Here is a 17,572-nt window from a genome sequence, read left to right as displayed (position 1 = left end):
TGAAAGTTCCGCACGGGAAGCCCTACGCTCCGGGCATGGCCACGCCCGCGTATCCGCCCAAGCCCTCCCCGGGAGACCGCATAGCCGTCCTGTCGCCCTCGGCCGGCCTGCCCGCCCTGTACCCCCGCCCCTACGAACTGGGCCTCGCACGGCTGCGCGAGGACTTCGGCCTGGAGCCGGTCGAGTACCCGACCACGCGCACGATGGGGGCGACACCGCAGGCGCGCGCCGACGACATCCACGCCGCGTTCGCCGATCCGGACGTCACAGCGGTGATCGCGACGATCGGCGGGGACGACCAGATCACCGTGCTGCCCTACCTGGACCGGGAGTTGATCCGGGCCCACCCCAAGCCGTTCTTCGGGATGAGCGACAACACCAACCTGCTGGCGTTCCTGTACCACTCCGGAGTCGTCGGCTACCACGGCACGAGCGTGATGGTCGAGTTCGGGCGGCCCGGAGCCATGCACCCGCAGACGGCCGACTCCGTACGGGCCGCACTGTTCACCTCGGGTCCCTACGAGCTGCGGCCCGCCGAGCGGTGGGGCGACGTCAACGGCGACTGGGCCGATCCGGCGACCTTCGCGGCCGAGCCGGAGACCCCGAAGCGGGGCGGGTGGACCTGGCGGGGCCCCGACCGCGTGGTGGAGGGCCGCAGTTGGGGCGGCAACCTGGAGACCCTGTCCTGTCTGCTGATGGCCGACCGCGAGGTCTCGCCCGACCCGTCGGCGTACGACGGCGGCGTGCTGCTCCTCGAGACCTCGGAAGAGCTGCCGAGCGCCGCGGAGGTCTTCCGGATCCTGTGCGGCCTCGGCGAGCGCGGGCTGCTGCGGCGCTTTCCCGCGCTGCTCATGGCCCGTGCCAGGACCTGGTCCTTCGAGCATCCCCACTCCCCCGAGGCGGGAGCCCGGTACGCCGCCGAACAGCGCGAGGCGGTGCAGCGCGCGCTGGCCGCCTACGCCCCCGACGCCCTGGCCGTCTTCGACGTCGACTTCGGCCACACCGACCCCCAACTGGTGGTCCCCTACGGCGGCACGGTCCGCGTGGACGGTCCGGCCCGGCGCATCACGGTCACCTACTGACCCGACGGGGCACCGGGCCGTGATCCCGTGCGCCCCGTAACCGGTGGTCGCCGTGGTGGGTTGACGCGGTATGCACGACGCACGCACCGCGGGGACGCCCTCCATGCTCCGGCTCGCCGCCGCCTCCCTCGCCGGGACCGCCATCGAGTTCTACGACTTCTTCGTCTACGGGACGGCGGCCGCACTGGTTCTGGGGCCCCTGTTCTTCCCCACGTTCTCACCGCTGGCGGGGACGCTGGCGGCGTTCGCGACGTTCGGTGTGGGCTTCGTGGCCCGGCCGCTCGGGGCGGTGCTCTTCGGCCACGTCGGCGACCGGCGCGGACGGCGCCCCGTCCTCGTCGTCTCCCTGCTGCTGACCGGCGCCTCGACCGTCGCGGTCGGCTGTGTGCCGACGTACGACGCGATCGGCGTGGCCGCTCCCCTGCTGCTTCTCGTGCTGCGCTTCCTGCAGGGGCTGGGGCTCGGCGGTGAGTGGGGCGGGGCGGTGCTGCTGACGGCGGAGCACGCGCCGGCCGGGCGGCGGGCCCTGTGGTCGAGCTTCCCCCAGGTCGGGCCGGCGGTGGGCTTCCTGCTCGCCAACGGGACGGTGCTGGCGCTGTCGGCGGCGCTGACCGACGAGCAGTTCGCGCAGTGGGGATGGCGGGTGCCCTTCTGGGCGGCCGGAGCGCTCGCCCTGCTCGGGTTGTGGCTCAGGTCGTCGCTGCCCGAGAGCCCCCGCTTCCTGGAGATCGACGACCACGCGCGCGTGCCGCTGGCCGAGCTGCTGCGCGACCACTGGCGGCTGGTCCTGCTGACCGGCGGCGCGCTCGCCGTGGGGTACGCGGTCTTCTACGCCGTGACGACCTGGTCGCTGGCGTACGCGACGGAACGGCTCGGCGTGAGCCGTACCATCATGCTGGTCTGCGTCATGGCCGCCGTGGTGGTGAAGGGGGCGCTGACACCGGTGATGGCGCTGCTCGGCGACCGCCACGGGCGGCGGCCGCTGTGCCTCGCCGGCTGCGCGGCCGCGGCGCTGTGGATGTTCCCGATGGTGGCGCTGCTCTCGACCGGCGAGCCGCTGCCGATGTTCCTCGGCATCCTCGGCGCGCTGATCGCGTTCGTCACGATGTTCGCGGTGGTGGCGGCCTATCTGCCGGAGCTGTACGCGCCGCGCGTGCGCTGCACGGGCGCGTCGGTCGGCTACAACCTCGGCGGGGTGCTGGGAGGGGCGCTCACGCCCGTCGTGGCGACGGCTCTCGCGGAGCGTTCGGGGCGCGTCCCGTGGGGGGTCGGGGCGTATCTGACGGGGATCGCGCTGCTCAGCCTGGGCTGCTTCGCGCTGCTGCCGGAGACGCGTCCGGTCGCGGTGACGGCGGCACGGCCTGTCACGGACTGAACCTGGTCTACCTGGTCTACCTGGTCTACCTGATAGTGCCCCCGCCTGGCCCTCGACGTGTACGCGATCCGCGGGCACGGGCACGCGAGCGGGAGTGGGCAGCGGGGGCGGGAGTGGGCAGCGGGCAGCGGGCAGCGGTGACGATCCGCGGCCGTGGGCTGCGTGGTGCGGGCTACGGGCTACGGGTTGATCGCCAGTTCCAGGTAGGCGGCGAACAGCACCAGATGGACGCCGCCCTGCAGCGGGGTGGCCCGTCCCGGGACCACCGTCAGCGAGCTGACCACGATGGTGAGCGCCAGCAGCACCATATGGGTGGAGCCGAGTCCCAGGACCAGGGGTCCCGAGAGCCAGATGGAGGCCAGGGCTACCGCGGGGATGGTCAGGCCGATGCTGGCCATGGCGGAGCCGAGCGCCAGGTTGAGGCTGGTCTGCACCCGGTCGCGGCGCGCGGAGCGCAGTGCGGCGATGGTCTCGGGGAGCAGCACGAGCAGGGCGATGACCACGCCGACGACCGCGTGGTGCAGTCCGGCCGCTTCCACCCCGGACTCGATCGTGGGCGAGACCCCCTTTGCGAGGCCCACCACGCCGATCAGGGCGAGACCGAGCAGCCCGAGGCTGATCAGCGCGGTCCGGGAGGTGGGGACTCCGGCGTGGTCGTCCGCGGTGATCACGTCTCCCTGGCGGGTGACCGGCAGGAAGTAGTCGCGGTGCCGCACGGTCTGCGTCGCCACGAAGAGGCCGTAGAGGATCAGCGAGGAGACGGCGGCGAACGTGAGCTGGACGCCGGAGAACTCCGGGCCCGGCTTGCTGGTGGTGAAGGTAGGCAGGACGAGGCTCAGCGTGGCCAGGGTGGCGACGGTGGCCAGGGCGGCTCCCGTGCCCTCCGGGTTGAAGACCGCCGTGCCGTGGCGCAGGGAGGCGACCAGGAGACAGAGGCCGACGATGCCGTTGCAGGTGATCATCACGGCCGCGAAGACCGTGTCCCTGGCCAGAGTCGAGCTCTTGTCGCCGCCGTCGGCCATCAACGTGACGATCAGCGCGACCTCGATGATCGTCACCGCGACGGCGAGGACGAGCGAGCCGAAGGGCTCACCCACCCGGTGGGCGACGACCTCCGCATGGTGCACAGCGGCCAGGACCGCTCCGGCGAGGACCAGGGTCACCAGCGCGACCAGCGGACCCGGAAGATCGCGCCCCCAGGTCAGGACCAGCAGAACGACCGCCAGCGCCGGCACCAGGGCCGTCCACCGGGTCGTGACCGATCTGAGCCGAGCGATCATGCAGTGATCGTCGCAGAGCCGTGGGGGCCGCGCACTCCGGCCCGCACGGTCTGTAGGGCGCACAGGGCCCGTAGGGCGCCCCGTACGGCATGGCCCCTGTGGTTGCGTACGGCATGGCCCTCTGTTGCGGCGTCCTCAGAACTCTGCGGCGTCCACGACATCGCAGTCGGTGAAGGACGGCGGCCGGGTGCACAACGCGGCCATCCCCTCCGCGAACTTGCCCGTCTCCTCGGACTCGCTGTTGCGCATGGCCGCCTCGTAGGAGTCGAACTCGACCACCACGAGGTAATGGTCCGGCCGGTTCCTGTCCCTGAGGACGAGGCGTCGCTTCGGGGCGTCCTCCCGGCCCGCGAAGCCCTGTTCCCCTTCCTCGGCGAGAGCGCGCATCTCGTCGATTCGGTCGGTCTCGAAGTCGACGATCTGCACGAACTTCTGCGACGTGCTCATGGTGCCTCCACCCCCCGGCTGCGGCGTCCCGAGTGGAAACGCCCGGCTACCAAAGAAGCACCGGAAGCGGTGGTCGGCAATTCGCCGCGCACCGCTCCCGGGGGTGGTTGTTCCTACGTCGTGCGTGGTCAGGCTCCGATGCTGTCCTTCGGAGCGCCTTCACTCGCCGTCTGCGCCTCCTCGGCCGCCGCCTGCTTCCGGGAGGCCCGCAGGCTGGTGATCGTGGTGACGATCAGGACCGAACAGATGACGCCGAGCGAGACCGGGATGCTGATCTCGGGCACGTGCACCCCGGACTCGTGCAGCGCGTGCAGCACCAGCTTCACGCCGATGAAGCCGAGGATGATCGACAGGCCGTAGCTGAGGTGGACCAGCTTCCTCAGCAGACCGCCGATGAGGAAGTACAGCTGCCGCAGACCCATCAGCGCGAAGGCGTTCGCGGTGAAGACGATGTACGGGTCCTGCGTCAGCCCGAAGATGGCGGGGATGGAGTCGAGGGCGAAGAGCACGTCGGTCGTGCCGATCGCGAGCATCACGACCAGCATCGGGGTCATGACCCGCTTGCCGTTCTGCTCGATCCACAGCTTCGTGCCGTGGTAGCGGTCGGCGACGCCGAACCTGCGCTCGGCGGCCTTGAGCAGCTTGTTCTCCTCGAACTCCTCGTCCTCGTCGTCGGCCCGCGCCTCCTGGATGAGCTTCCAGGCCGTCCAGATCAGGAAGGCGCCGAAGAGGTAGAAGACCCAGGCGAAGCTGGCGAGGATCGCCGCACCCGCCGCGATGAAGATCGCCCGCAGGACCAGGGCTATCAGCACGCCGACGAGCAGGACCCGCTGCTGATACTGCGACGGGACCGCGAACTTGCCCATGATCAGGACGAACACGAAGAGGTTGTCGACGCTGAGCGACTTCTCGGTGATGAAGCCCGCGAAGAACTCTCCGGCGGGCTGCCCCCCGGAGAAGAGGAACAGGCCGAGGCCGAACAGCCCGGCCAGGGCGATCCAGACGACCGTCCAGATCCCGGCTTCCTTGATCGAGACGTCGTGCGGTTTGCGGCCGATGAAGAAGTCGACCGCGATCAGGGCGGCCAGGCCGACGATGGTCAGAACCCACAGGTTCACGGAAACATCCACTGCGCCTCCGGCAGTACGTAACGGCAGGTGAACAGCGCCGTCGCGCTGCCGGAGGTCTCTTCCACCCGGAACGGGCCGGTGCCCCGGGATCAGGCCTGATCCGTATTGACGGGTACACCGCAGCAGGGAGTACTCCCCTCCGTGAGAAGAAGAGTACCCCAATCACCAAGAGAAGGTAAAGCGATTGGCAAAAGAAAGGCCAAGTCCGCTGGTCAGGGCACTTTACGAATAGTTGGTGCGGGCCGCCGCCACCTGTGCCAACACCTGCTCCAGCACCTGGCTGCCGGGCGGCACCAGGGCCGGTTCGTACGTCCACGCATGGCCCACCCAGGGGTCGGCGAGGTGGTCGTCCGCCGCCGGGGTCAGCCGCAGAAGCCCCCGCCACAGCGGGTCCAGCAACGGACCGTAACCGGCCGCGTCCTCCCGGTCGGCGACCATCATCAGGTGCACGCCGACGGCCGGCCCCTCGTCCGCGAGATAGCGCAACTGGGTCACGGCACGGTCGTCGAAGCCGTGCGGGAAGTCGTTGACCACCAGCAACTGCTGGGCGGTGTCGAACCCCGGCGGCAAGGAGTCGGCCACTCCGCCGCGCACCGCCATCTGCAGCAGGTCGACGCGCTCGGTGAGCTGCGCCAGGACCGCCGTCACGCCCGCCGCGCCGGCCGCGGGCGGGGCCGCGAGGACCCCGGACCGCACCAGCGGCGACAGCTGCCCGGCTGCCGAACCGGCCGGGTCGAGGACGTGCACGGTGAACTCGCCGACCGGATGCACCGCGAGCAGCCGGGCCGTGTGCGCAACGGCCGACTCCATGGCCAGGCGTCGCATGTCGTGCGAGTCGGTGAACAGCCCGTCGGACGAGCCGGTGCGTCCGCTGTCGATCCACAGCCCGCGTTCGAGCGGGAGCCGGACCAGCATCGGGATGCGCAGCGGTTCGCTCTCGGGCAGGTGGAGGTCGCCCAGGCGCAGCGCCATGGGCATCTCCATGGGGACGCGGTAGGCGTGCCAGACGGGGTTGTCCCAGCGCGCGTACGCGGCGGGCAGCGCCGGTTCGACCACGTCGGCCTCGGCGGCGAGCTGGCCGAGGTCGCGGTCCAGGGCCTCCCGGGCCTGGTCGACGAGGTCGCTGTGCTTGGCCTGCGCCGCCTCGCGGGCGGCATCGCCCTGGCCGCCGATCCTGCTGCGCGGGTCGGACAGGACCTGGTCGAGCTCCTTCTCCATCCGCGTGTCCGCGAAGTCGACCGCGCTGCGGTATGCGGCGGTGCTGCGGGCCAGGTCCTCGAACATGCCCCAGACCTGGTTGTAGAGCCGCTCCTCCATGGACCAGCCGGTCGCGTCGCCGGCCACCGGCCTGGCGGGCTCCCCGGGCTGCGCCGGGGGCGCGGCGGGCGGCGGTGGGGGCGGCGCCGTGTTCTGCCGACGCGGATGGCTGTAGTCGATCGGCCCGCCGGCGGGCGCGGACGCCGACTGCGCGGACTGGGGGTCGGCCGGCGTGGCGCCGCCGGCGGCGTCGGCGGCCCCGTGGTGGGCCGGCGTCGCTCCGTACGGGCCGCCGGTGCTCTGGCTCCCCGAGATGCCCTGGGCGCCGTGCGTTCCCTGGGCTCCGGGCGGGTTCTGAGTGCCGTACGGCGAGCCGCTCTGGTCCGGGCCGAGCGCGGACGCCGCCGTCTGCCGGGAGCGGTCGCCGTCGGGTGTGCGCGGCGGCGGAGCCGGCACCGAGCGGGCCAGGCCGCGCACCACGGCCTCGTTGATCTCGACCGCGAGCCGGTGCGCCTGCGGCAGGCCCTGGTCGGTGAGGAGTTCGGCCATGCCGCCCGCATAGCCCTGACCGACGGCGCGCACCTTCCAGGCGCCCTGCCGCCGGTACAGCTCCAGCGCGACGACGGCCGACTCCGCGTCCAGTCCGGTGAGGGTGAAGGTGGCGATCTCGGCCCCGTCGAGGCCGGTGACGGCGACGAAGGGAGCCGCGACCGAGCCGAAGCCGGTCGGTCCGCCGACTCCTGTGGGCAGCGCCAGTACGACGCCGACCCGGTGCACGACGGCCGGCATGGCGTCCAGGTCCACCGCGAGGCGGTGATCCGCGGCGGCCTGGCGGGAGACCTCCAAGCCGGGCAACGTGGGCACGCCCGGATGGGCCACCCATTCGACGCCGTGGATCCTGCCGCTCTCGTCGCCGAGAACGGCCGTCGCCACGACGGGCTTGCCGGCCGAGATCCGGATCTCGAGCCGGACCTGGGAGAGCGGGTGGTTCTGCCCCCGCACCAGCTCGGCCGTCATCGCCTGTCGTCCCCCTGCGTCACGTGTGGTGTTGTGGTGGTGCCGCTCGTCGGCCGACGGCCTACAGCGCCGGCAGGATCGCGGGCATCAGGTCCTGGAAGGTACGGCCGTTGGCCGGAGTGCCGAGGGCCGTCATGTTCCAGCCTCCGCCGACCCGGTGCACCTTCGCCATGATCTGCGCCGTGTACGCGCCGCCGCCCGCGAGCGTGTAACGCGCCAGTTCCTGGCCGTTGGTCTCGTCCACCAGGCGGCAGAAGGCGTTCTGCACCTCCTGGAACGTCTGGCCCGTGAAGGAGTTCACGGTGAAGACGATCTGGTCGATGTGGACCGGCACACGCGCGAGGTCGACGAGGATCGCCTCGTCGTCGCCGCCCTGGCCGACCCCGCCCACCAGGTTGTCACCGGTGTGACGGACGGAGCCGTCGTCGCTCACCAGGTGACGGAAGAAAACGACGTCGACAGGCTGCTTGTCCGCGAACAGGACGGCGGAGGCGTCGAGGTCGATCTCCCGGGTCCGGGAGCCGAACAGGCCGCGCCGCGGGGCCGCCTGCCAGCCGAGACCCATGCGCACCGCGGTCAGGCTGCCCCCGTCGTTCTTCTGCAGACTGATGGCCTGACCCTTGGTCATGTTGACGGTCACGCGCTGATTCCCCTCTCGAGCTGTCCCCTGTTGCCGCGGCGCCCGCGGTTGACGGAAACCCTACGCAAAGGCACTGACAGTGCCGCACCCAGGCCCGCACTTTGTGTCGGTCTTGCAACACAGCACGCGCGGGGCCGGGGCACAGGAGTCGCACGGGTCCGTCAGGCCAGACCCGCCTCTTTCATCTGGCGCAATTCCTTCTTCATCTCGGAGACTTCGTCGCGGATCCGGGCGGCTACCTCGAACTGCAGGTCCGCTGCGGCGGCCCGCATGCGCTCGGTCATCTCCTCGATCTGCTCGGCGAGTTCGGCCGCCGGGCGGTCGGTCGGCACCGTAGCCGCCGCCTTGCCCCTGGCCTGCCCGGACTTCGCGCCCTTGACCGCCTTGTCGCCGAGGGAGGGCACCGGGGCCTTGGTGGCGCGGCCGTCCTTCTTCGCCCGGTAGCCGGAACCGAGCAGCTGCTCCGTGTCGACCTCCTCGCGGGCGATCTGCGCGACGATGTCGTTGATCTTCTTGCGGAGCGGCTGCGGGTCGATGCCGTGGGCTGTGTTGTACGCGACCTGCCGCTCCCGGCGGCGGTTGGTCTCGTCGATGGCCCGTTCCATGCCCGGGGTGATCTTGTCGGCGTACATGTGGACCTGACCGGAGACGTTGCGCGCCGCGCGGCCGATGGTCTGGATCAGTGAGGTTCCGGAGCGCAGGAAGCCCTCCTTGTCGGCGTCGAGGATCGCCACCAGAGACACCTCGGGCAGGTCGAGTCCCTCCCGCAGGAGGTTGATGCCGACCAGGACGTCGAACTCGCCGGCGCGCAGTTCGCGCAGCAGCTCGATACGCCGCAACGTGTCGACGTCGCTGTGCAGATAGCGCACCTGGATGCCGAGTTCCAGGAAGTAGGCCGTGAGGTCCTCGGCCATCTTCTTGGTGAGGGTGGTGACCAGGACGCGCTCGTCCTTCTCGACGCGTTCCCGGATCTCGTGCACCAGGTCGTCGATCTGGCCCTCGGTGGGCTTGACGACGACCTCGGGGTCGATGAGGCCGGTGGGACGGATGATCTGCTCCACGACGCCGTCGCCGCGTGAGAGTTCGTACTTGCCGGGCGTCGCCGACAGGTACACGGTCTGCCCGATGCGTTCCTGGAACTCCTCCCACTTCAACGGGCGGTTGTCGAGTGCCGAAGGCAGCCGGAAGCCGTGGTCGACGAGGGTGCGCTTACGCGAGGCGTCGCCCTCGTACATGGCGCCGATCTGCGGCACGGTGACATGGGACTCGTCGATGACCAGCAGGAAGTCGTCCGGGAAGTAGTCGAGCAGCGTGTTCGGCGGGGAGCCGGGCGAGCGGCCGTCGAAGTGCATCGAGTAGTTCTCGACGCCGGAGCAGGAGCCGATCTGGCGGAGCATCTCGAGGTCGTACGTGGTGCGCATGCGCAGGCGCTGTGCCTCGAGCAGCTTGCCCTGCTTCTCTAGCTCGGCCAGGCGCTCGCCGAGCTCCTTCTCGATGTCGTTCGCGGCCCGCTCGAGACGCTCGGGGCCCGCCACATAGTGCGTGGCGGGAAAGATGTACAGCTGCTGGTCCTCGCTGATGATCTCGCCGGTGAGCGGGTGCAGCGTGGACAGCGCCTCGATCTCGTCGCCGAACATCTCGATGCGGACGGCGAGCTCCTCGTAGACCGGGAAGATCTCGATGGTGTCGCCGCGCACCCGGAAGGTGCCGCGGGTGAACGCCAGGTCGTTGCGCGTGTACTGGATGTCGACGAAGCGGCGCAGCAGCTGGTCCCGGTCGAGCTCGTCGCCGACCTTCAGGGGAACCATCCGGTCCACGTACTCCTGCGGGGTGCCGAGGCCGTAGATGCAGGAGACCGAGGCGACCACGACGACGTCACGGCGGGTGAGCAGCGAGTTGGTCGCGGAGTGGCGCAGGCGCTCGACCTCCTCGTTGATCGAGGAGTCCTTCTCGATGTAGGTGTCCGACTGCGGGACGTACGCCTCGGGCTGGTAGTAGTCGTAGTACGAGACGAAGTATTCGACCGCGTTGTTCGGCAGCAGCTCACGGAACTCGTTCGCCAGCTGGGCGGCAAGCGTCTTGTTCGGCGCCATCACGAGGGTGGGGCGCTGAAGCTTCTCGATCATCCACGCGGTGGTGGCGGACTTTCCGGTGCCGGTCGCACCGAGCAGGACGACGTCCTTCTCGCCCGCCTCGACACGCTTGGCGAGTTCGGCGATGGCCGTCGGCTGGTCGCCGCTGGGCTGGTAGGGACTGACGACCTCGAAGGGCGCCACCGTGCGTTCGATGTGGGAAACGGGCCGCATGCCATCCACCGTACGACCCCCCACTGACAACGGGGTCCGATCAGGGGTTCCGAGGCGTTCGCAGGCGCCGGCTCAGCGGTTCTGCGGGGTGCGGGACTCCCGCCCGGTCACGTCCCGGCGGCTGCGGAGGCGGGCGCTGCGCGCCGGGTGCCCGACGGCCGGGCGCGCCGGGACGCCGGGTTTGGGCGGGGCGGGGGTCCGGCCGGGCTTGCCCGTCACCATCAGCGGGTCGAACATCACGACGGCGCCGGCGAGGCAGAGGAACGCGAGGGGGCCGATCAGCATCGGGGCGAGCAGGGTCGCCGGCGAGTCGCCGGGGGTCTGCGCGCCGTCCGTGTGCAGATGGACGCTGAGGGCGGCCATGCCGGTGTAGTGCATGCCGGTGACGGCGAGCCCCATGACCAGAGCGGCGCCCACGCTCCACAGGAAGCCCCTGACCTGCCCCGCGGCCCACAGGGCGGCGGTGGCGGCGGCCATGGCGATGGCGACGGAGGCGTAGACGGTGAGGGTGTTGTACTCGAACGTGCCGTTCAGACGCATGCCGGCCATGCCCAGGTAGTGCATGGACGCGATGCCGAGACCGGTGAGGGTCCCCCCGGTGAACAGCGCGGTTCCGGTCGCGCCCCGGTAGCCGACGATGAAGATCCCGACGCCCACCATGACGACGGCGACGCCCAGGCTGCCGTAGGTCATGGGTTTGTCGTAGTGGATCGGGGCGCCGCGCACGCTGAAGCCGATCATCGCGACGAAATGCATGGTCCAGATGCCGGAGCCGATCGCCGCGGAGCCGAGGGCGAGCCAGCCCGGCCGCCAGGAGTGGGCGACGAGCAGGGCTCTGGTGGTGCAACGCAGGCCCAGCGCACCGCCGAGGCAGGCCATGACGTAGGCCACCAGCGGGGTGACGAGTCCGTAGCTGAAACCGTCGACCGTGCCGTGCATGCGCGGTTGCCCTTCACCCTGTTGCGGATCTTGCTCGATTTCTCTGGAACGCGGCCTTCCGGGCCGCTGCGCGCGGTCAAGGCTGAAGGAAAGTATGACTCCCACCGGAATGGTCGAACGATTTTCCGGCAAAGAAACACGTCCTTGCCCCACATGTGCGGCACCGGTGAGCGGCGTCGGACGCCTTCTCCCCCTGTGTGGTCGTCCGGCGCTCCCTCCGCGGTGAACCCTTCGCTGTCACAGTTGAGCTGTATGTGATCGCTCGACGCGAGGAGTACGCATGCACACACGCGTAGTTGCCGTCACGACCACCGCGATCCTGGGCGCCGTGGCGCTCCTGCTCCCCGTCCACAGCGCCCGCGCGGGCATCGCGCTGCGGCCTGCGGTGATCGCCCACCGGGGCGCCTCCGCCCTCGCCCCGGAGAACACCCTGGAGGCCGTCGACCGCGCGGCGTCGCTGGGCGTCCTCTGGGTGGAGAACGACGTCCAGCGCACCCGTGACGGCGAACTCGTCGTCGTCCACGACGACAGCCTCCGTCGGACGACCGACGTCGAGGAGGTCTTCCCGGGCCGCGCTCCCTGGAGGGTGAAGGACTTCACCGCCGCCGAGATCGCGCGGCTCGACGCGGGAAGCTGGTTCGGCCCCGCCTACGCGGGCGTGCGCGTGCCGACGCTGACGCAGTACGTCGACCGGGTCGACCGCAACCACCAGAAACTGCTTCTGGAGATCAAGAACCCCGAGCTGTACCCGGGCATCGAGCAGGAGGTCCTCGAGCTCCTGGGCGCCGAGGGGTGGCTGGACGAGCGCCACCTCGCCAACCGGTTGATCGTGCAGAGTTTCAGCGCCGACTGCCTGCGGACGGTCCACCTGCTGATGCCCGAGGTGCGGATCGGCCTGCTCGGCATGCCGGCCCTGTCGGACCTGCCCCGCTTCTCGGTGTTCGCCGACCAGATCAACCCGTCCTACACCGCTCTCTCCTCGGCGTATGTCGCCGCCGTGCACGAGCTCACCGGGCCGCACGGGCGGCCGGTGAAGGTCTTCGCCTGGACCGTCGACGACGCGGCGACGGCCCGGGCCGTCGCCGGGTACGGCGTCGACGGTGTGATCACCGACCAGCCCGACGTGGTGCGGCGGGCGCTGTACTGGTACTGACGTGCGGCCCTCACGGGGCGTTGTCGGTGGCTGCCCGTACCGTGGGCGCATGGACAGCCATGCGGAGTACGGGCAGCGGGTCGTGTGGGCCGTGGTGGGCACCGACATCGGGCCGCTGCTGCTTGCGGCGAGCCCCGAGGGGCTGCTCAACGTCGTCTTCCACGCCACCGACGCGGTGCGCGACAAGGCGCTCGCCAGGCTGGCGGAGCGGCTGGGCACGGAGCCCGTCGAGGCGCCCGGCTCCCCCATGCTTGCCGAGGCGATACGCCAGTTCGAGGCCTATTTCTCGGGGGAGCGGCAGATCTTCGAGCTGCCCCTGGACTGGTCTTTGATCTCGGGCTTCAACCGCCAGGTGCTGCGCGAGCTGGCGTCCGGTGTTCCGTACGGGGCCGTCGTGGGCTACGGCGATCTGGCGGAGCGGGTGGGGCAGCCTGGGGCGGCGCAGGCGGTCGGAGCGGCGATGGGGTCCAATCCGCTGCCGGTCGTGGTGCCCTGCCACCGGGTGGTGGAGCGGGACGGCGGCATCGGCGGCTTCGGCGGCGGTCTGGAGACCAAGAGGAAGCTGCTCGCTCTGGAGGGGGTCCTGCCCGAGCCGCTGTTCTGAACCGTTCGTGTCGGTGGTCCGAGCCGCTTCGCGGGGTCTGTGCGGCGCGGGGCGGAGGGGGGAGACTGCGCCGGTGACCCGTGTGTCCGTCCTTCCGCGTGGCCGGGCCGCCGCGCACGGCCACGCGGTGGCGCAGGTCCCTGTCGTGGTGTGGGTCGTCCGTGCTGCGGCGCGGACCTGCGCCGTGGAGAGGAGCCTGATGTGACCGCCGCCCAGCGCGCCGCGGCACCGCCCGTGGACGCGGTGCGCCTGCCCGCCCTGCGCCGCCGCACGACCGCCGTACTGATCGCCGGCCAGATCCTCGGCGGGCTCGGCGTCGCCACCGGCATCGCGCTGGCCGCCGTCCTGGCCCGGCAGGTCAGCGGCACCGAGGCCCTGTCCGGGCTCGCGCCCACGGCGACCGTCGCCGGTACCGCCGTGCTGTCGATGCCGATGGCCGCGTTGATGACCGCGCGCGGCCGCCGGCCGGGGCTGGTGCTGGCCTACCTCGTCGGTGCGCTGGGAGCGGGCGTCGTCGTGGTGGCGGCGTGCCTCGGGAGCTTTCCGCTGCTGCTGTGCGGCATGGCCGCGTTCGGCGCGGCCTCCTCCGCGAATCTGCAGGCCCGGTTCGCCGCCGCCGACCTCGCCGAGCCTCAGCACCGCGCCCGGGCCATCTCCCACGTCGTGTGGGCGACGACCATCGGCGCCGTCCTGGGCCCGAACATCGCCGCGCCCGCCGGCCGCAGCGTCACCGGGCTGGGCATACCCGCGGCGGCGGGCCCCTTCCTGTGGGCGGCCGGCATCTTCGTCACAGCCGCGGTGGTGGTGGCGGTGCTGCTGCGTCCGGACCCGCTGCTGACGGCCCGCGCGCTCGCGCCGGAGGACGAGCGGTCTCCCGGGGCCCGTTCGCTGCGGGCCGGTCTGACGGCCGTCGCCGCCTCGCCGTACGCACGGCTGGCGCTGGTGACGGTGGCCGTCTCGCACACGGCGATGGTCTCGGTCATGTCGATGACCCCGGTGGACCTCGCCCACCACGGCGCGAGCATCGAGCTGATCGGGCTGGTCATCAGCGGGCACATCGCCGGCATGTACGCGTTCGCGCCGTTGATGGGACGGCTGGCCGACCGGGTGGGGCGCTTCTCGGTGACGGGCCTCGCGGCCGGGCTGCTCGCCCTGGCCCTGTTCCTGGCCGGGACGGCCGGCGACGACCACCGGCAGACCGCCGCCGGGCTGTTCGTCCTGGGCCTCGGCTGGTCGGCGGGGCTGGTCTCCGGTTCGGCGCTGCTGACCGACGCGGTGCCGCAGTCCGCGCGGGCCGCCGCGCAGGGGATCTCCGACCTCACCATGAACACCTCGGCGGGTGTCGGCGGGGCGATCGCGGGGCTCGTGGTGGCGCGGGCGAGCTACGGGTGGCTCAACGTCGCCGCGGCGACCCTGCTCCTCCCGCTGGCCGCCCTTGCGCTGTTCACCTGGAGCGGTGACCGGGGCGAGGAGGGCGGGGCTCCTCAGTCGTAGTGCCGCGCTTCCACGACGTTGCCGTCCGGGTCGCGGAAGTAGAAGCTGCGCGTGGCGTCGCCGCGGGCGCCGAAGGAGCCGTGCGCGAGGTCCGACACCGGGACGGCGCGTTCCTCCAGGCGGGTGCGGAGGGCGTCGAAGTCCCCTCTCGGCAGGGCGAGGCAGACGTGGTTCACGGGATGCCCCGCACTGTCGGCGGCGCCGGGAAGCATCGTCATGTACTCCGCCGCCGCCGACGGCATCAGGTCGAGCAGACAGTCCTCGCTGACGCGGACGGAGGGGAAGGGCTCCTCTCCGGCGACGAACTCGGCGAGCCTGACGGGCGTCAGCCCGACGGCCTGTTCGTAGAAGCCGGCTGCGGCCGCCGGGTCGCGCACCCACAGGACGACGTGGTCGAGACGTGCCGTGTGCTCCGTCATGCCTTCCAGGCTGGTGTCCTGCCCCACAGGACGCAAGGGTTTGACCGGGCGCGCCGCCCGCCAGAGATGAGAGGAGACCGACGGACAGGAGGCGGGCGCGTGGTGCTGGTGGTGTCGGAAGAGGTACGGAACGCGGTCGACGCGCGTCAACCGGTGGTGGCACTGGAATCAACGATCATCTCGCACGGGCTGCCCCGCCCGCGCAATCTTCAGGTGGCGCTGGAACTGGAGTCCGTGGTGCGCGCGGAGGGCGCCGTGCCGGCGACGATCGCGGTGCTGGACGGGCGGCCCCATGTGGGCCTGGACGAGAAGCAGCTGGAGCGGGTCGCCAACGAGGACGGGTTCCGCAAGCTGGGCCATCGCGACCTGCCGCTGGCGGTGGCCTCCGGTGCGAGCGGGGCGACCACGGTGTCGGCGACGGCACTCCTGGCGGCGCTGGCGGGCGTGAGGGTGTTCGCGACGGGCGGACTCGGCGGGGTGCACCGGGAGTGGACGGTCACCCAGGACGAGTCGGCCGACCTGGGGCTGCTGGCGAGCACACGGATCACGGTGGTCTGCGCGGGGGTCAAGTCGATCCTGGACGTGCCCGCGACTCTGCAACGGCTGGAGACGCTGGGCGTCGCCGTCGCCGGGTACGGCACCGACCGCTTCCCCGGGTTCTATCTGTCCGACTCGGGTCATCCGGTGGACTGGACGGTGCACGGCCCGGAGCAGGTGGCCGACGTCATGCGGGCCCAGGACGCGCTCGGGGCACCGCGGTCGGCCCTGATCGTCGCCAACCCGGTCCCCGAGGAGGAGCAGCTGGATCCCGCGCTGCACGCGCGTGTGCTCGCCGACGCGCTGCACGCGTGCGAGGAGGCCGGCGTCTCCGGGCAGGGCGTCACGCCGTTCCTGCTCGACTACCTGGTCCGTCACACCGACGGGGCTTCCCTGAGCGCCAACCTGGCGGCGGTGCGCGGGAACGTGCGCCTGGCGGCGCGGATCGCGACGGCATGGTCCGAGAGGTGACGGCGCGACCGGACGGGGCGAGCCACGATCACGCCGGCCCGGTCCGGAGCCCGCAGGCGCCCGCGGACGGGAGGCCGACCGCGAACGCGGAGGGAACGTCCCGTGCGGAGGGGGCGTCCGGCACGGAGGGGACGTCCGGCGCGGACGTGCGGGTCGCATCCGGGGCGGACGTGCGGGTCGGGGCGACGGCCGGCCCAGAGGCGACGTCCGCGTCCGAGGGCCTGTCCGGTCGCGCACCGATGGGTTCTCCGGAGGGCGGTGCACTGCTGGTCGTCGGGGACGTGGTGACGGACGTCGTCGCCCGGCACAGGGGTCCGCTGGCCTCGGGAACGGACACGGCCGCGGTGATCCGGACGCTGCCGGGCGGCGCGGGCGCCAACGTGGCGTGCTGGGCCGCCCACTGGGGCTGCGCGGACGTCCGGCTGCTCGGCCGGGTGGGCGCGGAATCGGCGACCTGGCACGAAAGGGCGTTGACCGCCGGCGGGGTGCGCCCCCTTCTCGTCGTGGATCCACAGGCGCCGACCGGCACGGTGATCTGCCTCGTCGACACGGACGCGGCTGCGGAACGGACGTTCCTCACCGACAGCGGCGCCTCCCTGCGCCTCGCCCCGGCCGACTGGTCGGACTCCCTGCTGGACGGCGTCGGCCGGCTGCATCTCTCCGGCTATCTGCTGTTCTCGGAGTCGGGGCGGGCGCTGGTGCGTACGGCGTCGAGGGCGGCACGCGCGCGGGGAATCCCGGTGAGCCTCGATCCTGCGTCGGCGGGCTTTCTGGCGGAACTGGGCCTCCCCCGCTTCCTGAGCCTCGTCACGGACGTGGACATGCTGCTGCCCAGCCGTGACGAGGCCCGTCTGCTCACCGGGGTGCCTGACGGGGCGGACGCGGCGGCCGAGCTGAGCCGCCATGTGCCGCTGGTGGTGGCCAAGCAGGGGGCGGACGGCGCGCTGGTGGCCCGCGGGGGCTCGGTCCTCGCCCGCGTTCCCGCGGCCCCCGCGACTCCCTGTGACACCACGGGCGCCGGCGACGCGTTCACCGGTGCCTTCCTCGCCGCGCTGCTCACGGGCGTCGACGCCGCGGTCGCGGCGGTCGAGGGATGCCGGGCGGGGGCCCGGGCCGTGGAACGGGTGGGCGGCCGACCGCCGACACCGGAAGAGGACACGGCGACGACGACGGACCAACCCGTCCGGGCGGGCTGAGACCACGCGCCGCCCGTGCCGAGCCTCCGGGAGACGCAGAGTCGTCCGTTCCCGCCCGTGCGCCTCTCCTCGCACCTTTTCCACGGCGCGCCTCACCGAGGCCCGCTGTTCCACGTTCCACGGCGCGTCTTCCCTCGGCGCGCCCTTCCCACTTGTGTGCCTTTCCCGGGGCGCACCGTTACGGGGCGCACCGTTACGGGGCGCAGCTTTACGGGGCGCGCCTTC

Annotated in this window: 15 protein-coding genes; 7 read left to right on the top strand and 8 right to left on the bottom strand. The window is 71.7% G+C overall.

Annotated features, from left to right (window positions below; translation table 11 throughout):
* The first annotated feature begins 35 nt into the window (after window positions 1–35).
* Window positions 36–1,082, top strand: a complete 1,047-nt coding sequence (locus ACN6LD_RS16465) for a S66 family peptidase (RefSeq protein ID WP_445043537.1) — start codon at window positions 36–38, stop codon at window positions 1,080–1,082.
* A 103-nt stretch (window positions 1,083–1,185) separates the two neighbouring features.
* Window positions 1,186–2,457, top strand: coding sequence for an MFS transporter (locus ACN6LD_RS16460; protein WP_445043546.1), 1,272 nt, complete (start codon window positions 1,186–1,188; stop codon window positions 2,455–2,457).
* A gap of 179 nt (window positions 2,458–2,636) precedes the next feature.
* Here the strand turns inward: ACN6LD_RS16460 and ACN6LD_RS16455 are convergent, their stop codons facing one another.
* The 7 genes from ACN6LD_RS16455 to ACN6LD_RS16425 form a co-directional block, all read right to left on the bottom strand.
* The gene (locus ACN6LD_RS16455; RefSeq protein WP_319191199.1) at window positions 2,637–3,737 is read right to left on the bottom strand and encodes a calcium:cation antiporter; all 1,101 of its coding nucleotides are present in this window, start codon (window positions 3,735–3,737) and stop codon (window positions 2,637–2,639) included.
* Between the two features lie 135 nt (window positions 3,738–3,872).
* Entirely contained in the window at window positions 3,873–4,184 is a 312-nt protein-coding gene (locus ACN6LD_RS16450) for a hypothetical protein (protein ID WP_319191197.1), read from the bottom strand.
* Window positions 4,185–4,312: 128 nt separating this feature from the next.
* A complete protein-coding gene (locus ACN6LD_RS16445; RefSeq protein ID WP_306953301.1) occupies window positions 4,313–5,314 on the bottom strand; it encodes a TerC/Alx family metal homeostasis membrane protein in 1,002 nt (333 codons plus the stop codon).
* Between the two features lie 222 nt (window positions 5,315–5,536).
* A complete protein-coding gene (locus tag ACN6LD_RS16440; RefSeq protein WP_445043536.1) occupies window positions 5,537–7,588 on the bottom strand; it encodes a TerD family protein in 2,052 nt (683 codons plus the stop codon).
* A 61-nt stretch (window positions 7,589–7,649) separates the two neighbouring features.
* On the bottom strand, window positions 7,650–8,228 hold the full coding sequence (locus ACN6LD_RS16435; RefSeq protein ID WP_057580284.1) for a TerD family protein: 579 nt from the start codon (window positions 8,226–8,228) through the stop codon (window positions 7,650–7,652).
* A gap of 161 nt (window positions 8,229–8,389) precedes the next feature.
* Complete coding sequence (gene uvrB / locus ACN6LD_RS16430; protein WP_319191193.1) at window positions 8,390–10,534, bottom strand: excinuclease ABC subunit UvrB; 2,145 nt, start codon at window positions 10,532–10,534, stop codon at window positions 8,390–8,392.
* 72 nt (window positions 10,535–10,606) lie between these two features.
* Window positions 10,607–11,473 (bottom strand): MHYT domain-containing protein, encoded by an 867-nt coding sequence (locus ACN6LD_RS16425; RefSeq protein WP_319191191.1) that lies wholly within the window; start codon window positions 11,471–11,473, stop codon window positions 10,607–10,609.
* 280 nt (window positions 11,474–11,753) lie between these two features.
* Between ACN6LD_RS16425 and ACN6LD_RS16420 the strand changes: the two genes are divergently transcribed.
* The 3 genes from ACN6LD_RS16420 (at window position 11,754) to ACN6LD_RS16410 (ending at window position 14,724) form a co-directional block, all read left to right on the top strand.
* Window positions 11,754–12,626, top strand: coding sequence for a glycerophosphodiester phosphodiesterase (locus ACN6LD_RS16420; RefSeq protein WP_445043535.1), 873 nt, complete (start codon window positions 11,754–11,756; stop codon window positions 12,624–12,626).
* Between the two features lie 49 nt (window positions 12,627–12,675).
* Complete coding sequence (locus ACN6LD_RS16415; RefSeq protein WP_319191187.1) at window positions 12,676–13,230, top strand: methylated-DNA--[protein]-cysteine S-methyltransferase; 555 nt, start codon at window positions 12,676–12,678, stop codon at window positions 13,228–13,230.
* A 201-nt stretch (window positions 13,231–13,431) separates the two neighbouring features.
* A complete protein-coding gene (locus ACN6LD_RS16410; RefSeq protein ID WP_445043534.1) occupies window positions 13,432–14,724 on the top strand; it encodes an MFS transporter in 1,293 nt (430 codons plus the stop codon).
* On the opposite strand, the gene ACN6LD_RS16405 is transcribed toward ACN6LD_RS16410, so the two are convergent.
* Complete coding sequence (locus ACN6LD_RS16405; protein ID WP_445043533.1) at window positions 14,715–15,143, bottom strand: VOC family protein; 429 nt, start codon at window positions 15,141–15,143, stop codon at window positions 14,715–14,717. The genes ACN6LD_RS16410 and ACN6LD_RS16405 overlap by 10 nt on opposite strands.
* A 99-nt stretch (window positions 15,144–15,242) precedes the next feature.
* Between ACN6LD_RS16405 and ACN6LD_RS16400 the strand changes: the two genes are divergently transcribed.
* On the top strand, window positions 15,243–16,151 hold the full coding sequence (locus tag ACN6LD_RS16400) for a pseudouridine-5'-phosphate glycosidase (protein ID WP_319191182.1): 909 nt from the start codon (window positions 15,243–15,245) through the stop codon (window positions 16,149–16,151).
* A gap of 239 nt (window positions 16,152–16,390) precedes the next feature.
* Entirely contained in the window at window positions 16,391–17,347 is a 957-nt protein-coding gene (locus ACN6LD_RS16395; RefSeq protein WP_445043532.1) for a carbohydrate kinase family protein, read from the top strand.
* Window positions 17,348–17,572: the final 225 nt, after the last annotated feature.

The organism is Streptomyces sp. SAS_272 (assembly GCF_052543235.1).
The sequence above is the reverse complement of the archived record's forward strand: the minus strand, read 5'-3'. Positions and strand labels throughout refer to the sequence as shown.